We start from the raw sequence: 26324 nt of genomic DNA, 5'->3' as shown, positions 1-26324 counted from the left end.
GTTATTATTTCTTTTCGATATAAGCTCGTACAAGCTGTCCATCTGAAGTTGGGTCCACACGTAATGAACCGTTTGAATAGCGGTCAGCACGTGTCAAAGTTGTAATTTGAATGGCTTCTTGAATGCCTTTTGCGGTTTCTAAAACAACTGTATGACTAAAGTGAACAACTAACACAGCGAATATACGGTGTGGATTGGTTTTTAATTCTTTTAACGTTACGACCCCGCGCTTTGCACGATTGCCCAGTTCGATTTCTGAGACACTCATACGCTTGATGGCGCCGCGCTGTGTAACAATAACAAGTTCCTGCGCGCTATTAGGCTGTAAAATTGCGACTGCTGCAAGCAATTCCTCGTCTTTTACTATAATGCCTTTCACCCCTGCTGTTTTCACACCTGTAACAGGTAGTTCACTCATTGGGAAACGGATTGCATAGCTTGTATTCGTTACTAACAACAGCTCGTCATTTTCCGTTACAAGACTAGCAAAAATCATTTCATCTTGCTCTTTGACGTTCATTGTTTTAATCGGCTTAGAATAGCGTGTCACGACATATTCTGACAAGGACGAACGTTTAATCTGCCCATCCTTTGTCGCGGTAAATACGTACTTCTCAGGCTGCTCAAACGTATCCACGCCAATGACTTGAAGAATTTCTTCATTTGCCTCTAACGGAACGATACTCGAAATATGTTGACCGAGATCTTTCCAACGAATATCTGGGAGCTCATGTACTGGCTGGAAAATGTAGTTTCCACGATTTGTAAAGAGCAATAAATGATGCTGCGTATTAATATTGGCTTCGAAGAGTAAATAGTCCGATTCCTTCATCGCAAAATCTTTGCCATTCGAAGCATTGTGAGAACGAAGGCTTGTCCGTTTTACATAGCCGTCCTTCGTTACAGTGACGATAACTTCTTCACTTGGAACGAGTACATCGAGCGTAATTTTAAGTTCTTCAATTTCTGCTTCAATCGTTGACATACGAGGCAGTGAAAAACGTTTACGAATATCTGTCAGTTCGGTTTTGATAACGCGAATTAATTTTTTCTCATCCGCTAAAATCGCAGTCAATTTAATGACAAGTTGATCTAACTCTTCATGCTCATGTTGTAGCTCCGTAATATCGGTATTCGTTAAACGATATAGTTGTAAGCTTACAATAGACTCTGCTTGCTCCTCAGAAAAATCGAATTTGTCGATAATATTTGTTTTCGCATCCCGTTTGTCACGAGAGGCACGGATTGTTGCGATGACCTCGTCTAAAATCGATAAGGCTTTCATTAGCCCCTCAACAATATGTAAACGGTCTTCTGCACGTTTTAAATCATATTCACAGCGACGGCGGATGATGACCTTTTGATGGTCAATATAGGCATCCAGCATTAAAGGCAACGTCATCATCGTTGGACGACGCTCGTGAATAGCAATCATATTGAAGTTGTAAGAAACTTGTAAGTCCGTTGATTTGAATAGGAAATTTAAGATTCCTTGTGAGGGCACGTCTTTTTTTAGTTCAATGACAATACGTAAACCATTTCGATCCGATTCATCACGAATTTCAGAAATCCCCTCTAATCGACGGTCGCTTACACGCAGCTCGTCCATTTTACGAATTAAATTCGCTTTATTTACTTCAAATGGAATTTCGGTAATGACGATTTGTTCCTTATTCCCTTTAATGACTTCCATTTCGGTACGAGAACGAACGATAATTTTGCCCTTCCCTGTTTCATACGCCTTTTTAATCCCGTCTACACCCTGAATAATGCCGCCTGTTGGGAAATCGGGTCCTTTAATAACGGTCATCAGTTCATCTGTTGTGCAATTTGGCTTATCAAGACGCATTAATACGCCATCTAGCACTTCTTGTAAATTGTGCGGTGGAATATCTGTCGCATAACCAGCAGAGATTCCAGTTGCACCGTTAACAAGTAAATTCGGGAAACGTGACGGTAACACAGTCGGTTCCATGTCTTGATCATCAAAGTTAGGTACAAATTCGACGGTGTTTTTATTTATGTCACGCAGCATTTCTGCAGCAATCGACGATAAACGTGCTTCTGTATAACGCATTGCTGCGGGTGAATCGCCATCAACAGAACCGTTATTCCCATGCATTTCGATTAACATATGGCGCGATTTCCAGTCTTGACTCATGCGGACCATCGCTTCGTAAACGGATGAATCACCATGTGGATGATAGTTACCAATCACGTTTCCGACTGTTTTCGCAGACTTTCGGAATGGCTTATCGAACGTATTGCCCTCATGGAACATCGCATATAAAATTCGTCGTTGCACAGGTTTTAAACCATCGCGAGTATCTGGTAATGCACGGTCTTGAATAATATATTTGGAGTACCGCCCAAAACGGTCCCCCATTACTTCTTCTAAAGGTAAATCTTGAAATTTTTCAACAAAGCTCATATTAGTTAACCTCCTCATGCTGGATGAATTCATTTTCTAAAATGCTTGCATCCTCTTCCATGCCGAAGTTTACATTCTTTTCTATCCATTTGCGGCGCGGTTCTACTTTATCACCCATTAATGTTGTAACATGACGTTCTGCACGCGCACCGTCTTCAATTTTAACGCGAATTAATGTACGCGTTTCAGGGTTCATCGTTGTATCCCATAATTGATCGGCATTCATTTCCCCTAAACCTTTATAGCGTTGGATAACATAGCCTTTACCAATTTTTTTGATGGCATCTTGTAATTCATTTTCTGTCCATGCGTAAACAAGTTCTTGCTTTTTGCCAGAACCTTTGGACACTTTATAAAGCGGTGGTAAGGCGATAAATACTTTCCCTGCTTCGATGAGTGGTCGCATGTAACGGTAGAAGAATGTGAGTAACAGTACTTGAATATGCGCGCCATCTGTATCGGCATCGGTCATAATGACAACTTTATCGTAGGCAGCATCTGCTACTGTAAAATCAGCCCCAACACCCGCACCAATTGTATGAATAATGGTCGCGATTTCTTCATTTTTCATAATGTCTTGTAACTTGGCTTTTTCGGTATTAATTACTTTTCCTCGTAAAGGCAAGATTGCTTGGAATGTACGGTCGCGTCCTTGTTTCGCTGAGCCACCTGCAGAATCACCCTCTACTAGGTATAATTCATTGCGTGCGGCGTTTTTTGATTGAGCTGGTGTAAGCTTCCCTGATAGCAGCGTACTGGATTTTTTCTTTTTGCCGTTACGTGCATCGTCGCGGGCCTTTCGTGCGGCTTCACGGACTTGCTGTGCCCGAATAGCCTTACGCACTAATGATGCCGACAGTTCAGCATTTTCTTCTAATACGTAAAGTAATTTTTCAAATACGACCGTATCAACAGCAGAACGTGCCTCACTCGTACCAAGCTTGCCTTTTGTTTGACCTTCAAATTGCAGAATTTGCTCAGGAATTCGTACAGAAACAATTCCTGTTAAGCCTTCACGAATATCGGCGCCTTCTAGATTTTTATCTTTTTCCTTTAATAAGCCAATTTTTCGAGCATATTCATTGAATACACGTGTTAATGCAGCTTTGGCACCAGTTTCATGTGTTCCACCATCTTTTGTACGGACGTTATTAACGAACGACAAAATGGTTTCTGAATAGCCATCATTAAATTGGAAAGCAAACTCGACTTCGATTTCAGAAATGAGCCCTTCCACATATTTAACGGGGTGAAGAACATCTTTCTCCTCGTTCAAATAGGATACAAACGCCTCAATACCGTTTTCATAGTGGAATACTTCATGCTTGCCTTCTCCACGTTCGTCGATCAATTCGATTTTTAATCCCTTTAATAAAAATGCCGATTCTCTTAATCGCTCAGCCAATGTATCGTAGTTATACTTCGTTACAGAGAAAATCGTCTCATCCGGTAAGAAATGAACGAGTGTACCCGTTTCCTTTGTCTTGCCAATTGTATCAAGCGATGTAACAGGCTTCCCACCATTCTCAAAACGTTGGCGGAAAATTTCACCTTCACGATGAATGGTCACTTCTAAAAAAGTAGATAATGCGTTCACTACAGAAGAACCAACCCCGTGTAAACCACCACTCGTTTTGTAGCCGCCTTGTCCGAACTTTCCACCTGCATGCAGCACGGTGAAAATAATTTCAGGCGTTGGTTTGCCCATTTTATGCATACCAGTAGGCATACCTCGACCAAAGTCGCGTACAGTAATACTATTATCTTCATGAATCTTTACGGTAATATGATTACCAAATCCAGCAAGTGCTTCATCAACAGCATTGTCTACAATTTCAAAAACTAAATGATGAAGACCTCGGCTATCAGTGGAACCAATATACATACCTGGTCTTTTACGAACGGCTTCTAAACCTTCTAATACTTGAATGGCATCGTCGTTATATGCGATGCCCGGTTGGTTTTTAACCAAAATGAAATCCCCTCCAAAACACAAACGAACGTTCTATTTACATTGTTAATCGTACATTCTATCGCACCCACTGTCAATTAGTGAATCCGAAATAATCAGCTTTGCAAAGACTAATTGTACCACCAACGAATGCGCATTAAAAGTTCATCCTTCGATTGATAGCATATAATGTAACTTTTTTCCTGCTTTAACCGCTAAATATAAGAAAAAATAATTCTTCTTTCCTTCCATTCTAAAACGGTGTAGAATAATTATCACATAGTATTAGTACCAACTAATAATTTAAAAATTCGAAATTTGAAAGGAGCACAACTTATGATTAATGGATTCATTCTCCTTTGTGCTTATGTAATCGGTTCAATACCTTCTGGGCTTTGGATCGGCAAACTATTTTATAATACGGATGTCCGTCAGCATGGGAGTGGTAATTTAGGTGCAACGAATACATTTCGTGTGCTAGGAAAAAAACCAGGACTTGTCGTGACATTAATTGATGTCTTTAAAGGGACAGCAGCCGTTCTATTATTAGCACTGCCATTCTTTTCAGACGCAACGATTCATCCACTTATTTTAGGTGTTGTAGCTGTTGTTGGTCATATGTTCCCTATTTTTGCAGGTTTCCGCGGTGGAAAAGCGGTAGCAACAAGTGCTGGTGTCATTCTTGGTTATTCTTGGCCACTTTTTATCGTGTTATTCTTTACATTTTTCCTGTCGTTAAAATTAACTAAAATGGTCAGCTTAACTTCGATGATTACAGCGGTTGTCGCATTAATTTATAGCTCCGTTTATTGGGTTGTTACGGGTGATTTTGCACTCTTTATTTTGATTGTTTTTTTAGCGACATTTATATTTTACCGTCATCGTGAAAATATGACACGTATTAAAAACGGGACGGAACCAAAAGTGAAATGGATTTAACTCTCTCTACCTTAGAGGGAGTTTTTTTATGGATAATTAAATTTTGTGGAAATTTTCGTCATCAACTTGTATGATTTGAGTTGAGACATGTATTGCATAATAGATTTTGAGGTGAGCTTATGGAAATTATACTATCAAACGAAGCAATCGAATGGTTCCACAATGAGATGGAAATTGAAAATGGCGACTTTATTCGCTTTTATGCACGTTACGGGGGTTCTTCTCCTTTTCACGAAGGTTTTTCATTAGGGATGAATCGTGAGCAACCGCATGATATGGGTGTAAATGTCGTTGTTGAGGATGTTCATTTTTATATTGAAAAGGCGGATGAATGGTTTTTTAATGAGCATAATTTAATCGTAAACGTCGATAACAGCTTAGATGAACTAAGTTATACGTATGAAAAGTAGCGATTTTTAAAATGATTAATCTATGCATAGCTACCCTTTAAGTTTTTTGAATTAACAGTTATCCCTCTTTTTCTCTCGTTGTCGTTATAATGATAGTTGGATTATGACAACTTAGATGAAATATAGAGGGATTTTTTTATGAAGATAAAGCAAGAATTTTATTGGCGTTGCCTATTTTTTATAACAGGAATTATCGTGCTTTCTTTAGGCGTCACATTGACAATTAAGGGGCAAACACTTGGCGTCGGATCGTGGGACGTATTGCATATCGGACTTGCGAATAATGCAGGCTTAACGATTGGTGGATGGTCCATACTACTAGGTGTGTTGATTTTAGTCATTGATGCCCTATTTACGAAGCGACTTCCACGTGCTGGGACGTATATCGATATGTTTTTAACGGGTATTTTTATTGATATTTTTAATTTTTTATTACCAAATGCAAATGGGCTTGTAGAACAATCAATTGCATTCATGCTCGGCTTACTATTGCTTGGCTTTGGCTGTGGCATGTATATCGTGGCGAATTTAGGTGTAGGACCACGTGATACGTTGATGCTGCTCATTGTTAAGAAGTTAAATTGGTCTGTTAAACGAGCACGTACGACGATCGAAATCAGCGTTGCGGTACTAGGCTTCCTATTGGGCGGCCCAATTGGTATTGGAACAGTCATTATGGCATTTGCTTTAGGACCGATTATACAGTGGGCTCTAAGCTTCAATGAAAAGCTGTTTTACCGCGCTTCGGGTGTGGAAAGCGCTATTAATTAAATAAATAAAAAAGAGCTGAGATGAATCGATTAGTAGTATACCCCACTACATGATGTTTCGATTCGTCTCAGCTTTGTTTTTTATTCAGTGAAATTTACTTAAAATGCAGGTGTTGCCGTTTCTTTATGGTTTTCCTCTAAAAATTGGCGAACCGTATCACTTGTCATCGCTTCTTTTAATTTTTGAATTGCTTCGTCATTTTGATTTTCTTCACGCGTTACGAGTTGAATCGCAAATTCATTCCCTTCGCCTTCCGTTAAAATAGCATCCTCTGACGGTGTTAACCCAAGTGGTGCTGCATAAGCTGGATACATGACAACTGCATCCGCCTCATCATACATACGTGCTAACATGAGTAAATCCACTTCTTTAAATACTAAGTTTTTCTCGTTTGTCGTAATGTCCTTTAATGTATAATACGGACCCGTTTTTTCCTGCAGTTCGATTGCATCTGACATTTCTAAAAGACGTAAAGTACGGTCGATATTCGATGCATCATTTGCTATCGCAATCGAAGCCCCTTCAGGAAGCGCATCCCATGAATCATAGTTTTTTGCATAAATACCGAAGTTCGGATAATAAATTTCTTGAATGGCAACTAAATCAGAACCGTTGTTGCGATTATATTCTTGCATGAAAAATTGGTGTTGGAAAAAGTTCGCATCTACTTCTTTCGCTGCTAAAGCGGCATTTGGTTGTACATTATCGCCTAATACAACAACTTCAAGCTCAATGCCTTCTTTTGCTAAAAGAGGTTTCGTTTGCTCTAAAATTTCTGTCATTGGTGGAATCAATGATGCCACTTTTAATACCGTTTTTTCTGATTCTGAGTTTGTCGAATCGACTTCTTTTTCTTTCTTGTCACCACAAGCGGCTAATACAAGGACGAATAACGCGGTAACAATTAACAAATATTTCTTCATTTGAATGCTCCTTCTCTATCGTTTATCTATTTTTCTTGCCACAGTCATTCCAATGATTTGAATGAGCTGTACAAGAAGTATCATAATGATGATCATATACATCATAAGATCCGTTCGGAATTGCTGATAGCCATAGCGGATCGCAAAGTCCCCAATGCCTCCACCACCTACGACACCCATTATCGTTGAATAGGAAATAAAACTAATGGTCGAAGTTGTCAAACCAAGCACAAGACCTGATCGTGCCTCAACATATAAAAACTTGAAAATGATTGCGTTTACAGAAGCACCCATCGAAATTGCTGCTTCTATGACCCCTTTAGGCACATCCAGTAACGATTGTTCAACTAAACGTGAATAATGCGCAATCGCGATAATCGCCAGTGGGACAATTGCTGCAGTCGTACCAATGGCTGTTCCCACGAGCAAACGTGTAAATGGAATTAAAAAGACGACTAATAATAAAAACGGGAACGATCGGATAATGTTAACGAGCAAATTAAGTACAGTATGGACTAATTTGTTCTCTAACACTTTTCCTTTTTGACATAAAAACAGCAATGTTCCAACCGGTAAACCGACTAAAACAGCTGCGACTATAGAAGCACCAACCATTATGAATGTTTCTAAAATGGCTTGTACAATTTCTGCTTGATACTGAATGAGTACATCCGGCATAAGTTATTCGCCCCCCATTCGTAAAGAGTCTACAAACGACTGCGGATGGGCTTCAATCGTATGAATCCCTAATGGCGTAATGTCGACTGTTTCATATAATTGCCCTTCTGAAAGAACGCTTACACGGGTACAAATGCTTTTAATAACATCCATTTCATGACTGACGATTACAATGGTCACGCCAAATGTTTGATTGATTGACTGTAAAACCGATAAAATCTCATTCGTTGTAGAAGGATCAAGTGATGAAGTCGGCTCATCGCATAATAAAATCGTTGGATTGTTTGCAATGGCACGAGCAATGGCAACACGCTGTTTTTGCCCGCCACTCAGTTGTGCAGGATATTTATGCTGCATCGCTTCTAAACCGACAAACTTCAGGCATTCCTCTACCCTAGCCTTCCGCTCGCTTTTCGGGAAATTTGCAAGCTCTAAGGCAATTTCGATATTTTTATAGACGGATTTATTTGCAACAAGATTAAATTGCTGAAAGATCATCCCAATCGATTTCCGTGCCTCTCGTAGCTTTGCATTCGATAAATTCGTTAAGCTTTTTCCTTCTATGAATACATCTCCAGTAGTTGGACGTTCTAACAAATTCATCATACGCAACAATGTAGACTTTCCCGCGCCACTTGGACCAATTAAACCGTAAATATCCCCTTTTTGAATGGTTAATGATACGTCTTGAATGGCCATTTCGTTATTAAACTTTTTACTTACCGTTTTTAATTGAATCATAAGAAATCCCTACCTATGTATTGACTTTCTTCATACCGATTTTAAGTATACCGTTTTTAATTGAAATTGAAAGGAATATTCATTCTTTTTGCTTATTTTTTTCACAGAAGGCGATAAAAAACCGTCTGTAATGTTGAATTAGCAACGTTTTAAGTGGATTTTTTATTATATAGAATATTCGACTAAGTCTGTAATGAAATGCGATTCAAATGAGAAATGTTGAATGGATTATAGAATACATTTCCTTTTCCTCTAAAAACCCCCTCACACTCTTTCTGAATTTTAGAAAATATTGCATAATTAAAAGCGGAGGTGTTTGGAATGATACATATCGAAAATATTCATCTTTACCGCAATGAAAAAGTCATATTGAAAGATTTCAGTTGGCACGTAGAAAAAGGACAGCATTGGGCGATTTTAGGGTTAAATGGTTCGGGTAAAACAACTTTATTAAAAGTAATTAACGGCTATATTTGGCCAAATGCGGGAACAGTGAAAGTGCTTGGAGAAACGTACGGTAAAACGTATATTCCAAAGCTTCGAATGCGCATCGGATGGGTAAGTAATGCGATGATTGACAATTTTAACATGCAGGACAATGCCATCGAAATTGTACTTAGTGGGATGTTTGGAGCTTTGCGTTTATTTGAAAAAGTAAGTGATGCCGATATAAAGAAAGCGGTAGAGGTGATGACGCATTTTAATTGTGCTCATTTAGCGAATAAAACGTTTGAACATTTATCTCAAGGCGAAAGACAGCGCGTTCAAATTGCACGGGCAATCATGGCTAATCCTGAAATATTAATTTTGGATGAGCCTTGTGGTGGCTTAGATTTGATTGAACGAGAAAACTTGCTGCAAACGATTGAACAAATTTCAAAGCAATCAGGAGGACCGACGCTAATATATGTGACGCATCATGTAGAAGAAATATTACCTTGTTTTTCTCACGTTTTGCTTATGAAGGATGGTCAAGCTTACGATCAAGGTAATCGGCAAACCCTGTTAACAGAGCAGCAGTTAAGCGCCTTTTTCAATACCCCTATTCACCTTCAAATGGAACGTGATCGCACATGGGTGGCGTTGAAGTAATGTGAATGAAATAAATCAGCTCCTATCGCTAAATTTCTGCGTTAGGAGCTTGTTCTATTTTAAATATGATATTCTAATGCATCTTCAACAAAATGCCATTCATAAGGTGTTTCTTGGTACACATAATAGTTCAACCAGTTATAAAATAGTAAATGTGAATGCGCACGCCAAGTGTTTTTCGGTTCATTTTGTGGGTCATTATTTGGGAAGTAATTGACTGGAACTTCTGTCAGTTCCGGATCCTTCTCTATATCACGGAAATACTCATCTGACAGCGTCGTTGCATCATATTCTAAATGACCGGTAATCATAATATGCTTGTTATTTTTAGATTGAACAATGAATACACCTGCATCATCTGAATAGCTCAACAAACGCAATTCTGGATGGGCGCGAACTTCATCAATCGAAACTGATGTATGACGTGAATGTGGCGCGACATACTGATCACTGAAACCACGTACTAAATCTACCGTTAAATCCGTAATGACATGCGAATAAATGCCTGAGCATTTTTTCGGTAATTCAAATTTCCCAATGCCGAAATGATGGTATAACGCTGCTTGTGCCCCCCAACAAATATGCATAATAGACGTGACATTTTTATCTGCCCAATCCATAACCTCTTCAATTTCTTTCCAATAGCCAACCTCTTCAAATTCCATTTTTTCAACAGGAGCCCCTGTAATAATAAGCCCGTCATAGCGACGATGCTTAATCTCGTCGAATGTTTGATAAAACGTGTCTAAATGAGATTTCGATACATTTTTTGATTCGTATGTAGCTGTGTTTAAAAATGTAACATTCACTTGCAATGGCGTGTTGCCAAGTAAGCGTAAAAGTTGTAGCTCCGTTTTTTCCTTTTCTGGCATTAAATTAAACACTAAAATATTTAGCGGACGAATTTGCTGTGTTTTCGCGCGGTCTTCTTCCATTACGAAAATTTTCTCTTGTCGTAGCAATTCCCCAGCTGGCAGTTGTTTTTGAATGTTAATAGGCATGCTCGTTCCCCCAATTTCATTGATATTAAACAAAAATCCCTCATTCCAGAAAAAGAATGAGGGACGCTAAGCTCGCTCTTATCTTTCAAGGGGAAATCCCTTGCTGGAAGTAGCACCTTTCTAATAAAAATTAGAGGTTGCTGAAGCTTCACCGGGCCAAACCCCTCCGCTTCTCGTGATAAGTCATATATAATTGTTAAACATCGTAACACGGATTTGAGAATTTTGCAATAATTCTTAAAAATTTGTTTAAATGCATGTCCGGTTACAATGTTGAGGGATTATAGAATGCTAATTAATTTGCTATCCCATGATTTACAGGGGTTTTGACATAGATTGACCAAGTTACCTTGTAGATCTTATCGGCTCGCCTGCGGTAACAATCAATCTCTTTTGTTACTCTTACACATCCATCACGCACCGGTAATAGGAAGTGTGTTACACTTCAATGAAACAACTGATTATTCAGTTATTCAATTAACGGTGCATTTTGGCAGAACAAGATAAGGTAAAGGGGCGTTATATGAAACGGAATATTATTATTTTTACTACAATAGGAATTATTTTTCTATTATTGGCGTTTTCATTTAACCATACTTTTGCTCGCTCATATCATCATACATTTACGAAAACAACAGATTTAAGTAAGGGAAACATTGAAGGTTTGTTTGTAAATGATGATTTTTATAGCGAAGAAATAACAAAAACATATGGGGAAAAGACAGAACAAAGTAGAAATGTAAAGGGTTATGATTATTTTGAGTTAAAGAAAGGCATTGAAATAGCAGTAAATGAAACAGGTGAAATTACGAGATTTATTATAACTGACAGCAATATAGAAACTATAAAGGGAATAAAAATTGGTGACAAAAGGGAGGAAGTAATAAAAACATATGGAAAAAATCATTATTTCCGTTCAGAACAAGGAGCAAATATTATCGGCTATGTCGATAAAAAAAGAAATACTTCTATAGAATTTTGGTTTTATAATGATATAGTTGAATTTTATAAACTTGATAATAAATCAATGAAATAAAAGTGATTTATTTGATTTACTATTGGGGTAGCGTCAGGAAAATGCGGATTTACAACGATAAGGAAATTCCAAATTAAAAAGCCCAACTTCTCTACAAATCAAAATAGAGAAATTGAGCTTTTCAGTTACTTCATTTATTTATTGAATTCATTAATTGGAAGAAGTATTCAGGTTTATGAGTCTTATTTAAGTTATACCATGAATGTAATGCATCTGGTGGAAATACATCTATTTTTTTCAGTACCTCCATTGCAAATTCCAGAGGAGCTATTCCTGATGCAGTAACTAAATTGGCATCAGATACCGCAGATTCCAACTCATAGAACTTTTCCCCTTTATAGTTAGGACATACCATTTTAGTATAATCTAAGTTATTACTTGTATGCTTTCTAGTATCTAAATACCCCATATTCGCGAGTGCATCAGTTGCACCACAAATTGCAGCAACAATAGTGCCAATCTTTAAAGCTTGGCCAACTCTTTCCAAGATAGGTAGATGAATTTCTTCACTCCAAGTAGTCCCTCCTGGTAAAATTAAAAGATCTTTACTCTCAAGCGTACATTCATCAAGGGAAATATCTGGTTTTATGCTCAGTCCTCCCATAGTAGTAATCTTTTCTTTATTAGCTCCTACTGTAATTACTTTTAAAGCTACTAAATCTTTTTTGAAATACCTACCTGAGTTTAGTTCAGCAATTAAATATCCATATTCCCAGTCCGACATTGTATTAAATACATATAGAAAAACTTTTCTTGTTTGCATCCAATAACACTCCAATCACAATTGATATAGCTATTATAAGATAACTTCCCTGACAATTAGCGTCAGGGAAGTTATCATTCTTGATGAAATTCTATTAATTCCGACAGAACTTCAACAAGTCTTTTCTTAAGACTTATTGGCTCAATAACTTTAATAGATTTATTGTACGGTAAAAGTAAATAAGGTACATATGTATGAATAATATCTCTTTCAAGTAGAAAAACTGCTTGATTTGAAGTCCGTTCTTGTAAATAATGTCCTAAAAACCAATGTTGGCAAATATCAGCTAATACACTTTTATCCCCATTAATAACCAAAGAAATAATCCCTTCCTTATCTTCTATAGTTGGAAGTAGATTTTTTATAAAAAAATCACGTGCTGAAAAGTTTTCTGGCCGGTTAAACTTATTTTCGGTTAGCATTAGACTTTCAATTCGATCTACTCTAAAACTACGGATATCATTTCTAAGATGACAAAATCCAATCATATACCACTTATTATTCCAATAGATAATTCTGTACGGATCGATCAATCTATAATTTAATTGCTTTTCGCCACTTTTATGGTATAGAATTTTTACTGAGTACCCGTCAGCTACGGCCTGCTCCAACTCCTTAAAAAAAGGTTCTATAGAGAGTGAACTTAATCGACTTATTACTTCAAGACTAGTTACATGTTGGTTTATCTTTGTTTCCTGCTCTTGATTTGAGTATTTACTTAGTTTTGAAATGGCCCTATTGAGTGCTTCACCTCCATAATATCCGGCTTCTTCTGCAAAAACAGCAGCGTGAAATAGTGATGTTTGCTCCTCAAAATCAAAAAAAAGAGGAGCCTCAATAAAATTGTTCAATAAAGTGTATCCACCGTTATGTCCTGGTTCTGAAATTATAGGTACGCCACTTGTTGAAAGTGTATCAATATAACGATACACAGTCCTTATATTCATCTCTAACTTTTCTGAAATTTGTTTTGCAGTAATTTTTTCACCTGAACGAAGCATCCATAGAATCGCTAACATATTGTCAATTTTAGGCATATAATCCCACCTCTATATGAATTTTATTTTCTGTTATATATTCCTAATTTTTTTGGTATAACTCATCAACCGTTTCTTTCCGATAGCTTTCTATATAATGAGGCCCTAGACACCAATGTAATTTCACAAATTTATCAATGCTGTAATTATTTGAAATACTCTTCACCTAACAACAGCAGTTGAAAATAAAAAACGGACAGGTAGTTTTAATGAAGATTTGTTACACCATATGCCGCCCTTAGGTTGGGAACATATTAATTTACTAGGAGAATACCATTTTAACTCAGAGAAAGTAGTCTTATTAGATTCTTTAAGACCACTAAAACTTTCTTAACGTTGTAAATCCGCATTTTCCTGACGCTACCCCTATTTAACTTTCCATTCAAATTTTAATGTTTTCTCCCCGAAAAACGAATCCATTATCAACTAACAGGGGCTTTAATTTAATAAGGAAAGGACTTACACATATGATTAATTTCATATATGCAAGTCCTTTTGTTATGCTATTATCCTCTGTAACAATGATTAGCTATGTTCTTTTAGCTCTTTTACCAATTTTCCTTCTCATGCGTAAAAAGAATTGAAGCCACGTGTGTATCCCATTCATTTGTTAATGTGTTATAGGCTCGAACATCATGCCGCTCTTCCTTTTGATCATAAAGGACAAAACATAGCACGGGCACATCATTAATTTGAATGGATTCGGTTGCATGGATGGACGTAATAAACGTTTGCGCTTCGTCTTCTGCAAGTTCATTGGATTGTTCGAGAGCTTGCAATTGCTCAACTAACATCGCTTCATCAAGTGCACCGATTTCCTCTGAATCCATGTATGGAAAGCTATCAGGAAACTGTTCGATATCTAATAATGTCTCGATATCCCCTTGTAATATGCCCTTATGCAACGCGCTATATTGTAAGTGACGCGACACAAGCGGCAATTCTTCTTCAAAAATACCAGCTTGTAATTGCGCAATCCCTTTTGCTGTTAATGTGTAATGCTCTTCCTTTTGAATCATTTGAAGATGCATCATTTTATTCGTTAAATCATGAATGAAAAGCGGCTCCACTAATAAAATATCCGCTAAAATCGCAGGGCTTTGCAGTTTCGCTTTTTGAAAGGAGATCAACATCATTTTCATTAAAATATCCATCGCGTTGCGTACGACTGGATGATAACTAACTTCCAGCGTATGGACGGGAATCGAATACTGCAGTTGTTTTTTGATTTCAATGTTAGGATTTTGCAGGAGCTCTTTTGCTAACTTTTCTTGGAATGCGTGTAAATCCATTTTTCCGCTCCTTTTTTACGATTCAATAGTATGGTAACCGCCCTGCTGTTTCACGGTTTCGAGTAACTGTGCGTACATCGCCTTCGTTTTTTCCTGCTTCGGACGTTTTGTAAACATCGTGGCACTACCAATTAAAATTAGCAGTTCACGGGCACGAGATAAGGCGACATTTAAACGGCGATAATCTTTCGCGAAGCCAATATCTCCGCGCTCATTTGCATGATTTCTCACCATGCTGACGACGATAACATCCATTTCCATCCCTTGGAATTTATCGACAGAACCTGTACGAATATGCAAGTGTGGTACAGAAATCTCCTGTTCAATTAAACGATTAATGCGCTTCACTTGCTCCGCATAGAAAGAAATAACACCGACTGATTTCAATGCATCTTCGGCAATGAGTCCTTGCTGCTTGGCATTTGCAGTTGCTTCGTTAATCGCGATTAGCTGCTGTTTAATTTGCTCCAACTCACTTGCATTAAATAGGCTGGAACCTTCTTTCATACGTTCCTCGAAATGCTGCTTGTCATTTGGAATATCAAGCCACATTAAATGGTTTTCACGCTTCACTAAATCGGTTTCTAAATAGTGATCCCGTAATTGATCGGAATCTTCTAACCCACATTGTAATGCTTCGTTTTCATTTTTATAAAACGGTGAAATTGTCGCCATAATGTTTTCATGCATGCGGTATTGAATCGCGAGCATCGTTTTATTTTGCTTCGGTAAATTTTTATACAAACGCTCGAATAATGATTCTTCAAGTAATTTTTCGAGCTCACGTTTCTCTTCAAATGTCGTACTTTCCTTCACCACTTGCTCTAAAGTTTCTTCAAACGTTTCGTCACCTACTAGCGGTGGAAGCTGATGATGATCCCCTACTAGGATGATTTTTGCGCCTTTTAGCATCGGTAAAAGAAGCTCAGGTGGTGTCGCTTTGGAAACTTCATCAATAATGACCACATCAAACGTTGGATAATTGTCCATGAATTCCTTGTTTGCAGAAGCAACACATGTTGTACCGATCACATTAGCATGTTTTACATACAACTTTCGAATTTCTTCTAAGTCATGACTATTTGCTTGTGCTAATAAGCTATGCCACTCTGTTTGAAGCTGTTGCGTAACCGGTAGCATTTCGATTATTAAGCGCAAGCCAACGATTTCTTCATTGCATATGTTCAATGCTTCATCCGTTTGTGCAAGCGCCTGTTCAGGATTTGAACGCGTCAATAGTTCGAGTTCCGCGCGTCGTTTTTCGAGCTGAACCCCTTGTGCATTAATTTCTTTAAACTTTGCGGTATGCTGTTCAAGTGTTTCATTGCCGAGCGTTATTTGCTCTGTAAGCACTTGAAGTTCTTCGGATTTTTTCGCATGCTGTGCCTCAAGTTTTTCACGATTGCCGATTTGCGTTTCGGTTTTCACTTGCTCAAGCTCATTTTGTGCGATTTGAGCTTCGAGTTCATCAATTGATACGGCAGGAATAAAGTCAGTAGGAATCTCATTTTGAATCGTCGTCATTTGCAGCGAAATTTTTTCATGCTCTTGTTGCAAGCCTTGTAATTTTTGCGCTTTTTCACTGTTTTGCTCTTTGAACTGGGTAATGATTTCTTCTTTTAGCTTTTCAAAAATGAGCACCGTTTCACGAATGGCATCCATATATTTTTCATTGAGCTGATCGAGGTATTGCTTGCGTAAATGAAGCCCTTGAATTGAGCGCGTGCCGTTCGTCGCATTCACTTTTTGATCTCGGAAGGCCGTGCTGAGCTTCGTTAAAAATTCACTTACTTCTGTTAATGAATACGTATGATTCATCGGTAAATCGTCAGGTGTCACATGAATCGCCAGTGCAGTTTCACTATATTTAATCGCTTTTTCAATTCGCTCGTACACGTCCTTAATTGGCTTGTACTGCTCCATTTCAGGTTGAATCCGCTCTAGTGCTGTTAACAAACGGTCCATTGCATAATTACGTCGAATATTGTATTGCTCCATAAACTCTTCAATTTGAACGACCTTTTTTAAGGCGGCAATTTTATCAATTAATGATTCATAATTGGCAGTTTCCTGCTCGCGTAAAATAGCTTGAGAGAGCTGCTGGTGTATTGCTTCAAGCTGTTGGAGTTGGCGGCTTTGCTTAGAAAAATGAAGATTCTCGGAACCCGTTTTTTTACCCTCGTGTAGCTGTTGTAATTTTTCTTGTAAGGCGTCAGTCGTTTCACCTTGCGCAAGCTGTGTGATGAAGCCTTGAACAATCTCGTTAAGCGGTGTATGCGTTTGCTGTAATTTCTCTAATGTGCGCTCTGTTTCATCGAGTGCTTTATTGCAAACGGTTAACTCTTTTTTTAATGCCGAGATTTTTTCCGCTAATAGATGAAGTTCTGCTTCGGCGGCTTTCTTTTGCTCGACCTGCTGCTGAAGTTCTAGCTGTTTTTGCTGTAGTGCAGTAATTTCTGCTTCAATCGTTTGAATGTTTTCCGTTAATAATTGCTCTTTTTTGGCATGCAAAGAAATTTCACTCGAAATCGCTTCAAATGTTTGTTTTTGCCAGTAAGTTGCAACATTTTCTTCGATGAATTTCTTGCCTTCCTCTTCAATACTTTCCGTACGACCGTAGCGTAAAATGCGGATATCTTGATTCGAAAGTAAACGACTGAGCGCATTATCAACCGCTAAGTTTGATTGGGAGGCAACGAGCGTTTTCAATCCGGCCTTTGCATTTTGATAGCAAATTTCTGAAATAACCGTCGTTTTTCCGGTTCCAGGCGGTCCTTGAATGACGTACAAATCTTCCGCACTAAATGCCCCTGCAACAGCGGCTTGCTGGAATTCATTTAAGCGATTATGAAATTCGAGCTCAACCGCTTTTTTCCGCTCTGCTAAAACGGGCTTGTCTTCAAATAAAATCGTTTCGAGATTGGCATTGGCCGCTAATCCTTCTTTTAATCGTTCAAAGCCTTTTAATAAGCGCTTTAGCTGAGATTTTGTCGAGGCATTGGAAAATGAAACATCCTCTGATTGAAAATGAAGCTCGTTTTTTCGTGCCAATTGTGCGTTAAACGGTTTTAATTCAATTTCAACCGTTTGCTCTGCGCGATTGACCTTCACCACTTCGCCAATTTCCTGTACATACCCACGTAGACGCGCACTAAGCCCTTTTATCTGCTGCCACTGCTTTTTGTCTACATTGGCAAGGCGCATCGTCATATGTGAAAAGGCGGCATTATACGTAACGGTTGAAAAACGGGCATGAATATCTTCAATGTCCGCGTTTTTATTTTGTACTTTTAAATACCCTTCCCAGCTCGAAATCCGTTTATTGACATAGTCAAATCGCTCCTGTGCAATTGGTAGAGCGGCAAGCATTTGCGTAAAGTTTTCCTTATATGTATGACCACTAATGCGTGATGGCACAAAATGAATTTGCATCGCTGTTCGTCGATTCGTTGCGACCGGTGTCCCCTTGCCGCGCGTTCGGAAGCTTTTTGCTAGGAGTCCATTTTTCGGATCAAACACACAATCCATAATGACGACACGTTCATTAAATTTTTGCTTCAAAACATTATTTTTTTCATTATCAAAATAAAGCGTAATATTCATTTGTTCGTTTTCCACTGAAACCTTCTCAATATAAACGATGAAATATTGCTGGAAATTAAAAAAGGCGTGTTCATCTGGAACATGCTGCTTCAACGCTTCACGCGCGGTATTCGTCAATAAAATGTGACAACGCGTTTGCTCATATGTCATTGTTTTCTGTACCATGAACACCCTCCTCTTCTTAAATAGTCATAGCTTTTATTATACCAAGATTTCGTGACGTTAGAAAGTAACAAGTGCGGGTAAAAGTTGATAGGAAATGAATGCGGAAAACTTCCACTTCAAATTTTAATGAAAACCAAAAATATAGTAATACACGGAAAATATTCCAATGTTATAATATTAGAATATTTGTTGTAATCCAAAAAATGAGGGGGAATAAATTTGAATATACAAGAATTGAAGTTGTTAGATTTACACAAAAAGAACTTCACCTTAATGTTAGCATATGGGATTGCCGGGTCACTTGGTGTGATTGCACAAATCGCATTAGGAGAACCTTTAGTAGTTATCATTTCATTAGGATTACCTTTAATTATTTCATTAATCGTGTTTGCTTTAACGAAAAAAAATGCAAAAATGGGACTAATTTTCCCATACGTTATTGTGTTGGCAGGTGCCGCAACGACAATTGCCACAAGCGTATCCGACGTAGTCAATGTATCCACAATTATATTAGCACTCTTTATATTAATTTTAGGTGGGTTACATAATAGTCAGGCTGTTTTCGTGTTCGGTTATATTTGGTCCCTTATTGTAATGAGTGTGAATGTGATGTTTGACGAAAGTGGTGTAATTGGAGGAGAGATTGTCAATGTATTTTTAATCCAAACAATCATCGCTTTAGGAATTTTATTACAAGTAAGACAAAGTACAAAGCTATTTGCAAATGTAGAGGAATTAATGGGAAATGCGATGCAAAAAGCATTAACAGAAGAAAAATTAATGCAAAAGCTTGAGTCTTCAGTGTCGGTTATCTCTTCAAATTTAGAGCAAATCCGTACGAATACATTTGCTTCGAATAACGCACAGCAAGAGATGCTACTAGCGGTTGAAGAGGTAAGCATTGGTTCGCAACGCCAATCCAATCACGTCAGCGACATCGTAACCAATACGGAAAATACAACGAATGCTGCTAGAGAAATGGTGCATCACTTAAATGACATTGTCAATCAAGCAGAATTTGCAGAAAAAAATGCGACAAATGGCACTATATTGATGGGGGATATGATTGTACACATCGCCGAATTTACAGTGTTCTTTGAAGAGTTGAATAAAACATTCCAAGAGCTTTCAGAAAAAATCAATGAAACGAATACATTCGCAGCTGCGATTCGACAAATTACTGAGCAAACAAATTTACTCGCGTTAAACGCATCCATCGAGGCGGCAAGAGCTGGAGAGCATGGAAAAGGATTTGCCGTAGTAGCAGAAGAAATCCGCAAGCTAGCGGGTGTAACCGATCAAACACTTGGAAAAATTGATGGTAATTTACATGAAGTGAATCAACACAATGAAGCAGCACTTGTTAAACTAGACAATGGCTTCACTCAAATTTCAAAGCAAGTGCAAGCAGCTGAGCAGTCTAATCAATCGTTCCAGGACGTGCATGAAACAATGCAGGCACTACAAAAAAGCCTGGCTGAATTCACACAAGATGTCCAAACGATTTCGGTAAGTAGCGAATCGATTCATACGAGCACAAATGAATTTGCTGCCATCATTGAAGAAAGCACAGCGACGATTGAAGAATTAAGTGCAACACTGATTAATATTTCAGAAGACCAAAAAGCGATTGCAAAATATATTGATGATACTTATGAAGTAGCGCAATCGATTTGAGTATCAGATCCATATAAAGTAAAAACCCATTTCGCCAAGTAGAGCGAAATGGGTTTTCTTATAAATATAAATATAAATTAATTATGTGCAATTTCGACATATTTAGCATCCCACTCAGGATGGATTTTCTTTAATGAAACGGGACGGAAATTTTCCTTTTTCACAAGAATATGCTCAGATGTCGCAGTTGCCGCAATCGTTCCGTCTTCGTGTAAAATTTCATAGCCATATGTCGAGCGTAGTTTTGTATGCGACTCAATCCACGTGCGAACTGTCGCTGTCTGACCGTAACGCATTGCCGCCTTATATTGAATTGAAAAATCGATTACTGGTGATACATAACCATCTGCCTCAAGCTCTGCATAGTTAAAGCCAAGGTCTTGTATAATTTTTGTGCGACCAATTTCGCACCATACTAGGTAATTTGCATGGTATACCACACCCATTTGATCTGTTTCCGCATAACGGATATCTACTGTTGTTTCTGATGTATACATTTCTTTCACCTCTATGTGCTATTATACCTTGATATTGCTAGGTTTGTAAGGTTTATTTTCCTCACTAGTGGATGACGTTTATTTTAAAAGAAGGTTTTATTTCAAGTGGGAATTAAGTTTGTAATTTTTGGATATTATCAGTTATATATCGTTTTAACTCGTTCTCCACCGCTCAATTGGGGTACAATTGGGGTACACATGGGGTACGGAAAAAATAAAAATATGCCGGGCAGGTGTGCGGTTTAAAGGATATTTTCAATGGTGATACCAGAGAGTTTTAAATCAATTGATAAAAATAGCCCTCCACTTTTGTGGAAGGCTATTTTTTAATTTGCATATGATTTAATTTGATATTTAACACCGTTTACCTCTGCACCCTTCATTTCCGTTAATTTTATTACGATCTCATTATCTTCAAATCTGATAAAAGTTGCGCCATCTGAAAAAATCATTGGGACAATATCGTCGATATGATACTTACTTTCAAACGACAAAGTTACTCCGCAATTAGTTGTGAATTTGTATTTGTGCATTAATTCACCTACTTGTACCTAAAATTTACAATAAAGTAGGATGAAAGTCTATAAATTGTGGCAAAATATCTTTTTGGGGTCCCGTCATATTTATGCGGATTTACAACTTAAAAAAATATAAACGACTTTATGCAAAGTGAAACATAAACCAAACCGGTAAAAATGCTTCTACATCAACCTTTTGCCCACTTGTATAAAAAGACGTATAAACAATTTTCATAGGAAAAGCCACGAACGTTGATTTAACAACAATCATGGCTTAATGGTGTGTTCCAAAACTTTAATTTGGGAACGTTATTTTGTATTGAAATGAATAAATTTTAATATACTTTTGTCACTAAATATTATATGATTTACAATTCTTCTGTCGAACCAAAAATCTTATCTATCATAGAAAGTGTGGAGTAGGTCATGATCATCATAAATTACTGAAAAATCGCCTTTTTCCCAACGCTTTAGTATATCTACATATGCTTGATAATGCATCAAAATTGCTTTATCTGCTTCGACTATCTGCATTAACTTGTCAACCCGTTCCGATGTTATCTCCATTGAACTTCCATCTACATGTACTTCACCCTTTTGATGCGTCATATCTAACAGCATTTTGTGTATTAAACGCTCATCAAACATTTTCTGTCCACTTTCCCAATCGTCAAGCATCTCGGCATGAACATCATCTATCCAAGATAAATCCCTCTCCTCGGTTGATGTAGATTCATCCCTTGTATCTTCGACAATGTTAGAATCTGAACCTTCATCATTTTTAGTCATAATCAAAAATGTAATGCTCACTCCCAATACTATACCTATAATAAATACACCTAAAATATAACTTTTTTTCATTTTTGAACCACCTCTATCAATATTATCTCAAAACTATTAAATTCAAACAATGGAAATACAAAAAAGCCTCCCTACTTAAAGAGTGCTTTTTCTTTGAGAATATTCTCCCGTAAAATGACCCGATTGTTGAACACAAGTTAAACAACACTCTTCAAATAACCTGTCCGTTAGTCGAAGAAGAAAAGTGCCCAAAGCGTCCTTTGGTAACATTTCATTGAGATTCTATTTATATGTTACCGACATTCAGAACAAGTGAATCGAACAATCCTCTTTAAAATGATTTCTCGCAGCGTCTCAGAGTGCTATTTTCTATAAAAAACACTTCAAACACTGTTAAATCGGTGTTTGAAATGTTACCAAGCTTGCATTTGGGAACGTTATTTGAATAATGGGTGTATGTTGCACATTGAGTATTGATTAACAAAGTTATACACCAAAGTGAATCATCCATTTATCTCCTTTTATTGCCTCGGTTATTTTTTTCATCAATTCTTCTAGTTCTTCTGATTTGTATTCGTCGTTTGCTTCATTAACAATATGTAAAAACTGTTTATGAGAACTCGGTGGTATCAATGTTATACCAAAATAGACAAGGCTTTTATAAGGGAAATTTGTGTTATGTGCGAATGTATCTAACTGAAGCATTTTTTCACCAAAATCCTTAGACATTAGTTCATCAAGGAAATCACCATCCACAATTATGCAATCATATTTTTCAGGTTCATAATGATCATATTCTTTATCTTTTTCTATACAAGCAACTATTCCAAACTCGTGAACGTAAGGCATATTACACCTCCCTGGTTTTACCTTAATATATACATCTACTATCCTATATTCCAATGAATATTTATATAAAATGTCTAAAGAGGTTCCCAAAACGTCGTTTGGTAACATTGCATATAAGGCTGTTACTCCACAATATGGACCGATTGTTGACCCAAGTTAAACAACACTTTTAAACTAACCTGCTCCGTTAGTTGAAGACGAATGCACTGTTAACGTAAAAAGATTTAGAAGATCACAAAAAAAATTCATGTTAAATCTCTTACTTTTGACTTATTAAACAGTCGCTGTCTTTAACGAAAAAGGGTAAAATTTCATCACAGATTATTTTTAGCAATTTCTATAAATTTTTGCACAAGTAAGCTATGCTTCTCAGCTTTTCTTGTACAAATAGCGATTTTATGTTTAATATGTATATCCTGTACATACACTCTCGCCAATTGGCCATTATCTACATACTCACTAACAGCAAGGGATGAAATAAAACTTGCACCATATCCAGCCATTACAGAACGAATTGTTTCATTAATGCCACTAAATTGAAGTGAAATTTTGGGTGATCTTACTTGGTGAGTTTGGCATAAAGAAAAAAGGTGTTCTCTCATAGAACTTCCTTCTTCACGCATAATAAATGATTCTTTAACCATTTCCATTAATGAAATAGTTTTATTAGCAAACGGATGAGAAGTAGATACAACAAACCAAAGTTCGTCTTCAAATAACTCTTCCCACGCTATTTCATCCGGCCTTTCAGATACTCCCCCCCCATAAATGGCAATATCGGCTTTATAATTTATGAGCTGCTCAAATGCATCTTTCGTATTGGCAGTTGTAATGACTAAATTGACATCTTCATTTGCACTTTTAAACGTAGCTGCCCATTTAGGTATTAAAAAATTTGCAGGTAAATACGTAGCAACAATTTGAATTGTTCCTGCCTTTGCAAGTCGATAATCCTCAATAAAAGATTCAATATGCTCTTCAAGAGTAATAAGATTTTTTGCCTTTTCTGCTAATGCTTCACCGAAATCAGTTAATACAACACCTCGCCCTTGTTGCTTAAATAATGGAACGCCAATTTCATGTTCAAATTTTTTAATTTGGCTAGAAACTGCAGGTTGACTAATACACATCAATTTGGCTGCCTTTGTGAAACTACCTGTACTCGCTACTTGATAAAACAATTTTAAGCCATGTATATTCATCGTTCCACTCCAATCTATAACCTAAAGTTATGGAATCATAATGATAATATATTTTTATTATGATTCATTTTATCATACACTTTTGTTGGAAGAATAAAAAAAATGGAAAAGGGGTTAACATTATGCCAAATAACGTTTGGAAAGATGTAGATGAATATTTTATTGATAAATTAATACCATCTGATGTAACACTTGAAGGTGTATTGCAAGCTAATAAAGAGGCTGGTATTCCAGAAATTGATGTATCTCCAACACAAGGTAAGCTTCTATACCTATTGGCTAAAATTAAAGGGGCTAAAAACATATTAGAAATTGGTACCCTAGGTGGTTATAGTAGTATATGGCTTGCACGTGCGCTCCCTGAAACTGGTAAAGTATATACACTTGAAATTGAACCAGAGTATGCAAAAATAGCTATTAAAAATATTTAGAACGCAGGTTGTACGAATAAAGTCGAAGTATTAGTAGGAAAAGCATTAGAAACCTTGCCCATCCTTAAAGAAAAAGATATATTTTTTGACTTAATTTTTATTGATGCAGATAAACCCAATAATCCCGATTACTTAAAATGGGCATTAGAATTGGCGAATAATGGGGCGCTGATAATCAGTGATAATGTCGTTCGAAACGGTGAAGTTATTGACGAAAAAAGTGAAGATGACCGCGTACAAGGTGTACGTAAATTTATGGATCTATTAGAAAAAGAACCACGTATTGAATCTACAGCTATACAAACGGTTGGCAATAAAGGGTACGATGGCTTTGTAATAAGTATCGTTAAATAAAACCCAAGGCTGTGTCAAAATTAATTTGACGCAGCCTCCTATTATCATCTTTACAGCCACTACTAACTATTCATTTTTTGTACTAAACTGCTGCGTTAGTTCAAGAAAAAAAGCTACCCTAAAGGCAGCCTTGTTCCACTAACGCCCCCGTTAGTTGAACAAGGATTTCAGTCTATTTTTTAATATATATGGAATATTTTAACGGATTAATAAATCCTAATTTACTACCTAAATTAATAGAAGCACTATTATCAACATCACAATCCCAACGTGGTTGAATATTTTCGGAAAGGCAATAATCGATAAATTGTTCAGCAACAATACTTGCTAACCCTTTTCCTCTGTAACTCGAGTCGGTTATTATGTCTATTTCGGCATAATTATTAGATTTAAAAATTGAAACTGCTTCGCTAATAATCTTTTCTTTATCCTTCACACAAAAACCAATTCCATTTCCAAGAAAATTACCAATGGATCCCCAATATTCGTCATAGTATTTTTTATCAAACTCCAAACAATGTTCAATCAGGTAGTGATTAATTTTTGTAACATCATAATCACTAATTTCATTTCTTTTTCTATTTTTATATGTGATTAAATCAAAAGAAAAAGCATAACGGTGTATTTTTCTTACTCTCTTGTCGAGGTGGTTTTCAATTGCCTGATTCCAAGCGGTAGTGGGAGAAAATAATGTAAATCGTTTACCTTGATTTACTGAGGCCTCAAAAACACTGACTAAATTCTTAAGAAATAGTTCATCAGTTAATTGTCCTGCAACATAATACAAACCTGAATCCGTGTGAAAAAGGAGTGAATCATAATTAGTGGAATCTGCAAGTACAGTTCCCTTAATTGTAGAATCTAATACACTAAATACAAATGTTGGTACTTCTTTAATTTTCTTTTTTATAAGATTATAATGCTCTTTTGGTACAGTAATCATTTCGTTATACCTCCATCATTCCTATTAATCTGAATGTCTTAAACCTATATTTGTTTCACTAAACTGCCCCGTTAGTTCAATAAGGAAAAAAAGAGCTGCAAATGCAACTCAATGATCTTCAAGAAAAGCCCCCGTTAGTTCAATAAGGAATTTCTAATTAAAAAGCTACTTTAACTGACCATCCTATATACTCACCTTTATATTTTTTTGAATATAAAG

22 protein-coding genes, 2 pseudogenes and 1 riboswitch are annotated in these 26324 nt (G+C 37.0%); of the genes and pseudogenes, 8 read left to right on the top strand and 16 right to left on the bottom strand.

The window, feature by feature from the left end; genetic code table 11:
* Positions 1-4: 4 nt before the first annotated feature.
* Both parC and parE read right to left on the bottom strand, forming a co-directional pair.
* Positions 5-2431, bottom strand: a complete 2427-nt coding sequence (parC, locus tag ACQKIH_RS15695) for a DNA topoisomerase IV subunit A (protein WP_057989369.1) — start codon at positions 2429-2431, stop codon at positions 5-7.
* A gap of 1 nt (position 2432) precedes the next feature.
* Positions 2433-4403 carry a DNA topoisomerase IV subunit B gene (gene parE / locus ACQKIH_RS15690; RefSeq protein WP_057989371.1) on the bottom strand — a complete coding sequence of 657 codons (1971 nt, stop codon included), beginning with the start codon at positions 4401-4403 and terminating at the stop codon, positions 2433-2435.
* A 315-nt stretch (positions 4404-4718) separates the two neighbouring features.
* Here parE and plsY point away from each other — a divergent pair, with 315 nt between their 5' ends.
* The 3 genes from plsY (at position 4719) to ACQKIH_RS15675 (ending at position 6502) form a co-directional block, all read left to right on the top strand.
* Positions 4719-5321: a glycerol-3-phosphate 1-O-acyltransferase PlsY gene (gene plsY / locus ACQKIH_RS15685; RefSeq protein WP_057989373.1), complete on the top strand. Its 603-nt coding sequence runs from the start codon at positions 4719-4721 to the stop codon at positions 5319-5321.
* Between the two features lie 119 nt (positions 5322-5440).
* On the top strand, positions 5441-5731 hold the full coding sequence (locus ACQKIH_RS15680; RefSeq protein WP_057989375.1) for a HesB/YadR/YfhF family protein: 291 nt from the start codon (positions 5441-5443) through the stop codon (positions 5729-5731).
* A gap of 144 nt (positions 5732-5875) precedes the next feature.
* A complete protein-coding gene (locus ACQKIH_RS15675; protein ID WP_057989448.1) occupies positions 5876-6502 on the top strand; it encodes a YczE/YyaS/YitT family protein in 627 nt (208 codons plus the stop codon).
* 98 nt (positions 6503-6600) lie between these two features.
* On the opposite strand, the gene ACQKIH_RS15670 is transcribed toward ACQKIH_RS15675, so the two are convergent.
* From ACQKIH_RS15670 to ACQKIH_RS15660, 3 genes are read right to left on the bottom strand one after another with little or no spacing between them, the layout of a single operon-like run.
* On the bottom strand, positions 6601-7425 hold the full coding sequence (locus ACQKIH_RS15670; RefSeq protein ID WP_427767694.1) for a MetQ/NlpA family ABC transporter substrate-binding protein: 825 nt from the start codon (positions 7423-7425) through the stop codon (positions 6601-6603).
* A 15-nt stretch (positions 7426-7440) separates the two neighbouring features.
* A complete protein-coding gene (locus tag ACQKIH_RS15665; RefSeq protein WP_057989378.1) occupies positions 7441-8103 on the bottom strand; it encodes a methionine ABC transporter permease in 663 nt (220 codons plus the stop codon).
* A 3-nt stretch (positions 8104-8106) separates the two neighbouring features.
* On the bottom strand, positions 8107-8844 hold the full coding sequence (locus ACQKIH_RS15660) for a methionine ABC transporter ATP-binding protein (RefSeq protein WP_427767690.1): 738 nt from the start codon (positions 8842-8844) through the stop codon (positions 8107-8109).
* Positions 8845-9165: 321 nt separating this feature from the next.
* Here ACQKIH_RS15660 and ACQKIH_RS15655 point away from each other — a divergent pair, with 321 nt between their 5' ends.
* Positions 9166-9936: an ABC transporter ATP-binding protein gene (locus ACQKIH_RS15655; RefSeq protein WP_427767688.1), complete on the top strand. Its 771-nt coding sequence runs from the start codon at positions 9166-9168 to the stop codon at positions 9934-9936.
* Positions 9937-9995: 59 nt separating this feature from the next.
* Here the strand turns inward: ACQKIH_RS15655 and metA are convergent, their stop codons facing one another.
* Positions 9996-10937 (bottom strand): homoserine O-acetyltransferase MetA, encoded by a 942-nt coding sequence (metA, locus tag ACQKIH_RS15650; RefSeq protein WP_427767685.1) that lies wholly within the window; start codon positions 10935-10937, stop codon positions 9996-9998.
* Positions 10938-11012: 75 nt separating this feature from the next.
* A riboswitch (SAM riboswitch) is annotated at positions 11013-11122 on the bottom strand.
* A 305-nt stretch (positions 11123-11427) separates the two neighbouring features.
* Between metA and ACQKIH_RS15645 the strand changes: the two genes are divergently transcribed.
* On the top strand, positions 11428-11973 hold the full coding sequence (locus ACQKIH_RS15645) for a hypothetical protein (protein WP_427767682.1): 546 nt from the start codon (positions 11428-11430) through the stop codon (positions 11971-11973).
* A gap of 130 nt (positions 11974-12103) precedes the next feature.
* Here ACQKIH_RS15645 and ACQKIH_RS15640 read toward each other — a convergent pair whose 3' ends face one another.
* Positions 12104-12736 (bottom strand): type 1 glutamine amidotransferase family protein, encoded by a 633-nt coding sequence (locus tag ACQKIH_RS15640; protein ID WP_427767679.1) that lies wholly within the window; start codon positions 12734-12736, stop codon positions 12104-12106.
* 74 nt (positions 12737-12810) lie between these two features.
* Positions 12811-13773, bottom strand: a complete 963-nt coding sequence (locus tag ACQKIH_RS15635; RefSeq protein ID WP_427767676.1) for a helix-turn-helix transcriptional regulator — start codon at positions 13771-13773, stop codon at positions 12811-12813.
* A gap of 154 nt (positions 13774-13927) precedes the next feature.
* Between ACQKIH_RS15635 and ACQKIH_RS15630 the strand changes: the two are divergent.
* Positions 13928-14107, top strand: a pseudogene (locus tag ACQKIH_RS15630) (Tn3 family transposase); the annotation flags it as partial.
* Between the two features lie 214 nt (positions 14108-14321).
* Here ACQKIH_RS15630 and ACQKIH_RS15625 read toward each other — a convergent pair.
* Entirely contained in the window at positions 14322-15065 is a 744-nt protein-coding gene (locus ACQKIH_RS15625; protein WP_427767674.1) for a nucleoside-diphosphate sugar epimerase, read from the bottom strand.
* Between the two features lie 15 nt (positions 15066-15080).
* Entirely contained in the window at positions 15081-18833 is a 3753-nt protein-coding gene (locus ACQKIH_RS15620; protein ID WP_427767671.1) for a DEAD/DEAH box helicase, read from the bottom strand.
* 219 nt (positions 18834-19052) lie between these two features.
* Here ACQKIH_RS15620 and ACQKIH_RS15615 point away from each other — a divergent pair, with 219 nt between their 5' ends.
* Positions 19053-20510, top strand: a complete 1458-nt coding sequence (locus ACQKIH_RS15615) for a methyl-accepting chemotaxis protein (RefSeq protein WP_427767668.1) — start codon at positions 19053-19055, stop codon at positions 20508-20510.
* Between the two features lie 77 nt (positions 20511-20587).
* Here the strand turns inward: ACQKIH_RS15615 and ACQKIH_RS15610 are convergent, their stop codons facing one another.
* From ACQKIH_RS15610 to ACQKIH_RS15590, 5 genes are all read right to left on the bottom strand, one after another.
* The gene (locus tag ACQKIH_RS15610) at positions 20588-21007 is read right to left on the bottom strand and encodes an acyl-CoA thioesterase (RefSeq protein ID WP_427767665.1); all 420 of its coding nucleotides are present in this window, start codon (positions 21005-21007) and stop codon (positions 20588-20590) included.
* Between the two features lie 326 nt (positions 21008-21333).
* Positions 21334-21540, bottom strand: a complete 207-nt coding sequence (locus ACQKIH_RS15605) for a hypothetical protein (RefSeq protein WP_427767663.1) — start codon at positions 21538-21540, stop codon at positions 21334-21336.
* A 381-nt stretch (positions 21541-21921) separates the two neighbouring features.
* Positions 21922-22386 carry a DUF6241 domain-containing protein gene (locus tag ACQKIH_RS15600; protein ID WP_427767661.1) on the bottom strand — a complete coding sequence of 155 codons (465 nt, stop codon included), beginning with the start codon at positions 22384-22386 and terminating at the stop codon, positions 21922-21924.
* 426 nt (positions 22387-22812) lie between these two features.
* Entirely contained in the window at positions 22813-23283 is a 471-nt protein-coding gene (locus ACQKIH_RS15595; RefSeq protein ID WP_427767659.1) for a hypothetical protein, read from the bottom strand.
* Between the two features lie 206 nt (positions 23284-23489).
* Positions 23490-24377 carry a LysR family transcriptional regulator gene (locus tag ACQKIH_RS15590; RefSeq protein ID WP_427767656.1) on the bottom strand — a complete coding sequence of 296 codons (888 nt, stop codon included), beginning with the start codon at positions 24375-24377 and terminating at the stop codon, positions 23490-23492.
* Positions 24378-24499: 122 nt separating this feature from the next.
* Between ACQKIH_RS15590 and ACQKIH_RS15585 the strand changes: the two are divergent.
* Positions 24500-25162: pseudogene (locus ACQKIH_RS15585) on the top strand (O-methyltransferase).
* Positions 25163-25334: 172 nt separating this feature from the next.
* On the opposite strand, the gene ACQKIH_RS15580 reads toward ACQKIH_RS15585, so the two are convergent.
* The gene (locus tag ACQKIH_RS15580; RefSeq protein ID WP_427767654.1) at positions 25335-26105 is read right to left on the bottom strand and encodes a GNAT family N-acetyltransferase; all 771 of its coding nucleotides are present in this window, start codon (positions 26103-26105) and stop codon (positions 25335-25337) included.
* Positions 26106-26324: the final 219 nt, after the last annotated feature.

The organism is Solibacillus cecembensis, assembly GCF_050272495.1.
Classification (GTDB): Bacteria; Bacillota; Bacilli; order Bacillales_A; family Planococcaceae; genus Solibacillus; species Solibacillus cecembensis.
This window is presented reverse-complemented; position numbering and strand designations above follow the sequence as displayed.

Excerpts from the sequence above, each read along its gene's own strand:
- parC (WP_057989369.1), bottom strand. The coding sequence starts at position 2,431 with ATGAGCTTTGTTGAAAAATTTCAAGATTTACCTTTAGAAGAAGTAATG.
- plsY (WP_057989373.1), top strand. The coding sequence starts at position 4,719 with ATGATTAATGGATTCATTCTCCTTTGTGCTTATGTAATCGGTTCAATA.
- ACQKIH_RS15680 (WP_057989375.1), top strand. The coding sequence starts at position 5,441 with ATGGAAATTATACTATCAAACGAAGCAATCGAATGGTTCCACAATGAG.
- ACQKIH_RS15670 (WP_427767694.1), bottom strand. The coding sequence starts at position 7,425 with ATGAAGAAATATTTGTTAATTGTTACCGCGTTATTCGTCCTTGTATTA.
- ACQKIH_RS15665 (WP_057989378.1), bottom strand. The coding sequence starts at position 8,103 with ATGCCGGATGTACTCATTCAGTATCAAGCAGAAATTGTACAAGCCATT.
- ACQKIH_RS15660 (WP_427767690.1), bottom strand. The coding sequence starts at position 8,844 with ATGATTCAATTAAAAACGGTAAGTAAAAAGTTTAATAACGAAATGGCC.
- ACQKIH_RS15655 (WP_427767688.1), top strand. The coding sequence starts at position 9,166 with ATGATACATATCGAAAATATTCATCTTTACCGCAATGAAAAAGTCATA.
- metA (WP_427767685.1), bottom strand. The coding sequence starts at position 10,937 with ATGCCTATTAACATTCAAAAACAACTGCCAGCTGGGGAATTGCTACGA.
- ACQKIH_RS15640 (WP_427767679.1), bottom strand. The coding sequence starts at position 12,736 with ATGCAAACAAGAAAAGTTTTTCTATATGTATTTAATACAATGTCGGAC.
- ACQKIH_RS15635 (WP_427767676.1), bottom strand. The coding sequence starts at position 13,773 with ATGCCTAAAATTGACAATATGTTAGCGATTCTATGGATGCTTCGTTCA.
- ACQKIH_RS15625 (WP_427767674.1), bottom strand. The coding sequence starts at position 15,065 with ATGGATTTACACGCATTCCAAGAAAAGTTAGCAAAAGAGCTCCTGCAA.
- ACQKIH_RS15620 (WP_427767671.1), bottom strand. The coding sequence starts at position 18,833 with ATGGTACAGAAAACAATGACATATGAGCAAACGCGTTGTCACATTTTA.
- ACQKIH_RS15610 (WP_427767665.1), bottom strand. The coding sequence starts at position 21,007 with ATGTATACATCAGAAACAACAGTAGATATCCGTTATGCGGAAACAGAT.
- ACQKIH_RS15605 (WP_427767663.1), bottom strand. The coding sequence starts at position 21,540 with ATGCACAAATACAAATTCACAACTAATTGCGGAGTAACTTTGTCGTTT.
- ACQKIH_RS15600 (WP_427767661.1), bottom strand. The coding sequence starts at position 22,386 with ATGAAAAAAAGTTATATTTTAGGTGTATTTATTATAGGTATAGTATTG.
- ACQKIH_RS15595 (WP_427767659.1), bottom strand. The coding sequence starts at position 23,283 with ATGTTACCAAACGACGTTTTGGGAACCTCTTTAGACATTTTATATAAA.
- ACQKIH_RS15590 (WP_427767656.1), bottom strand. The coding sequence starts at position 24,377 with ATGAATATACATGGCTTAAAATTGTTTTATCAAGTAGCGAGTACAGGT.
- ACQKIH_RS15580 (WP_427767654.1), bottom strand. The coding sequence starts at position 26,105 with ATGATTACTGTACCAAAAGAGCATTATAATCTTATAAAAAAGAAAATT.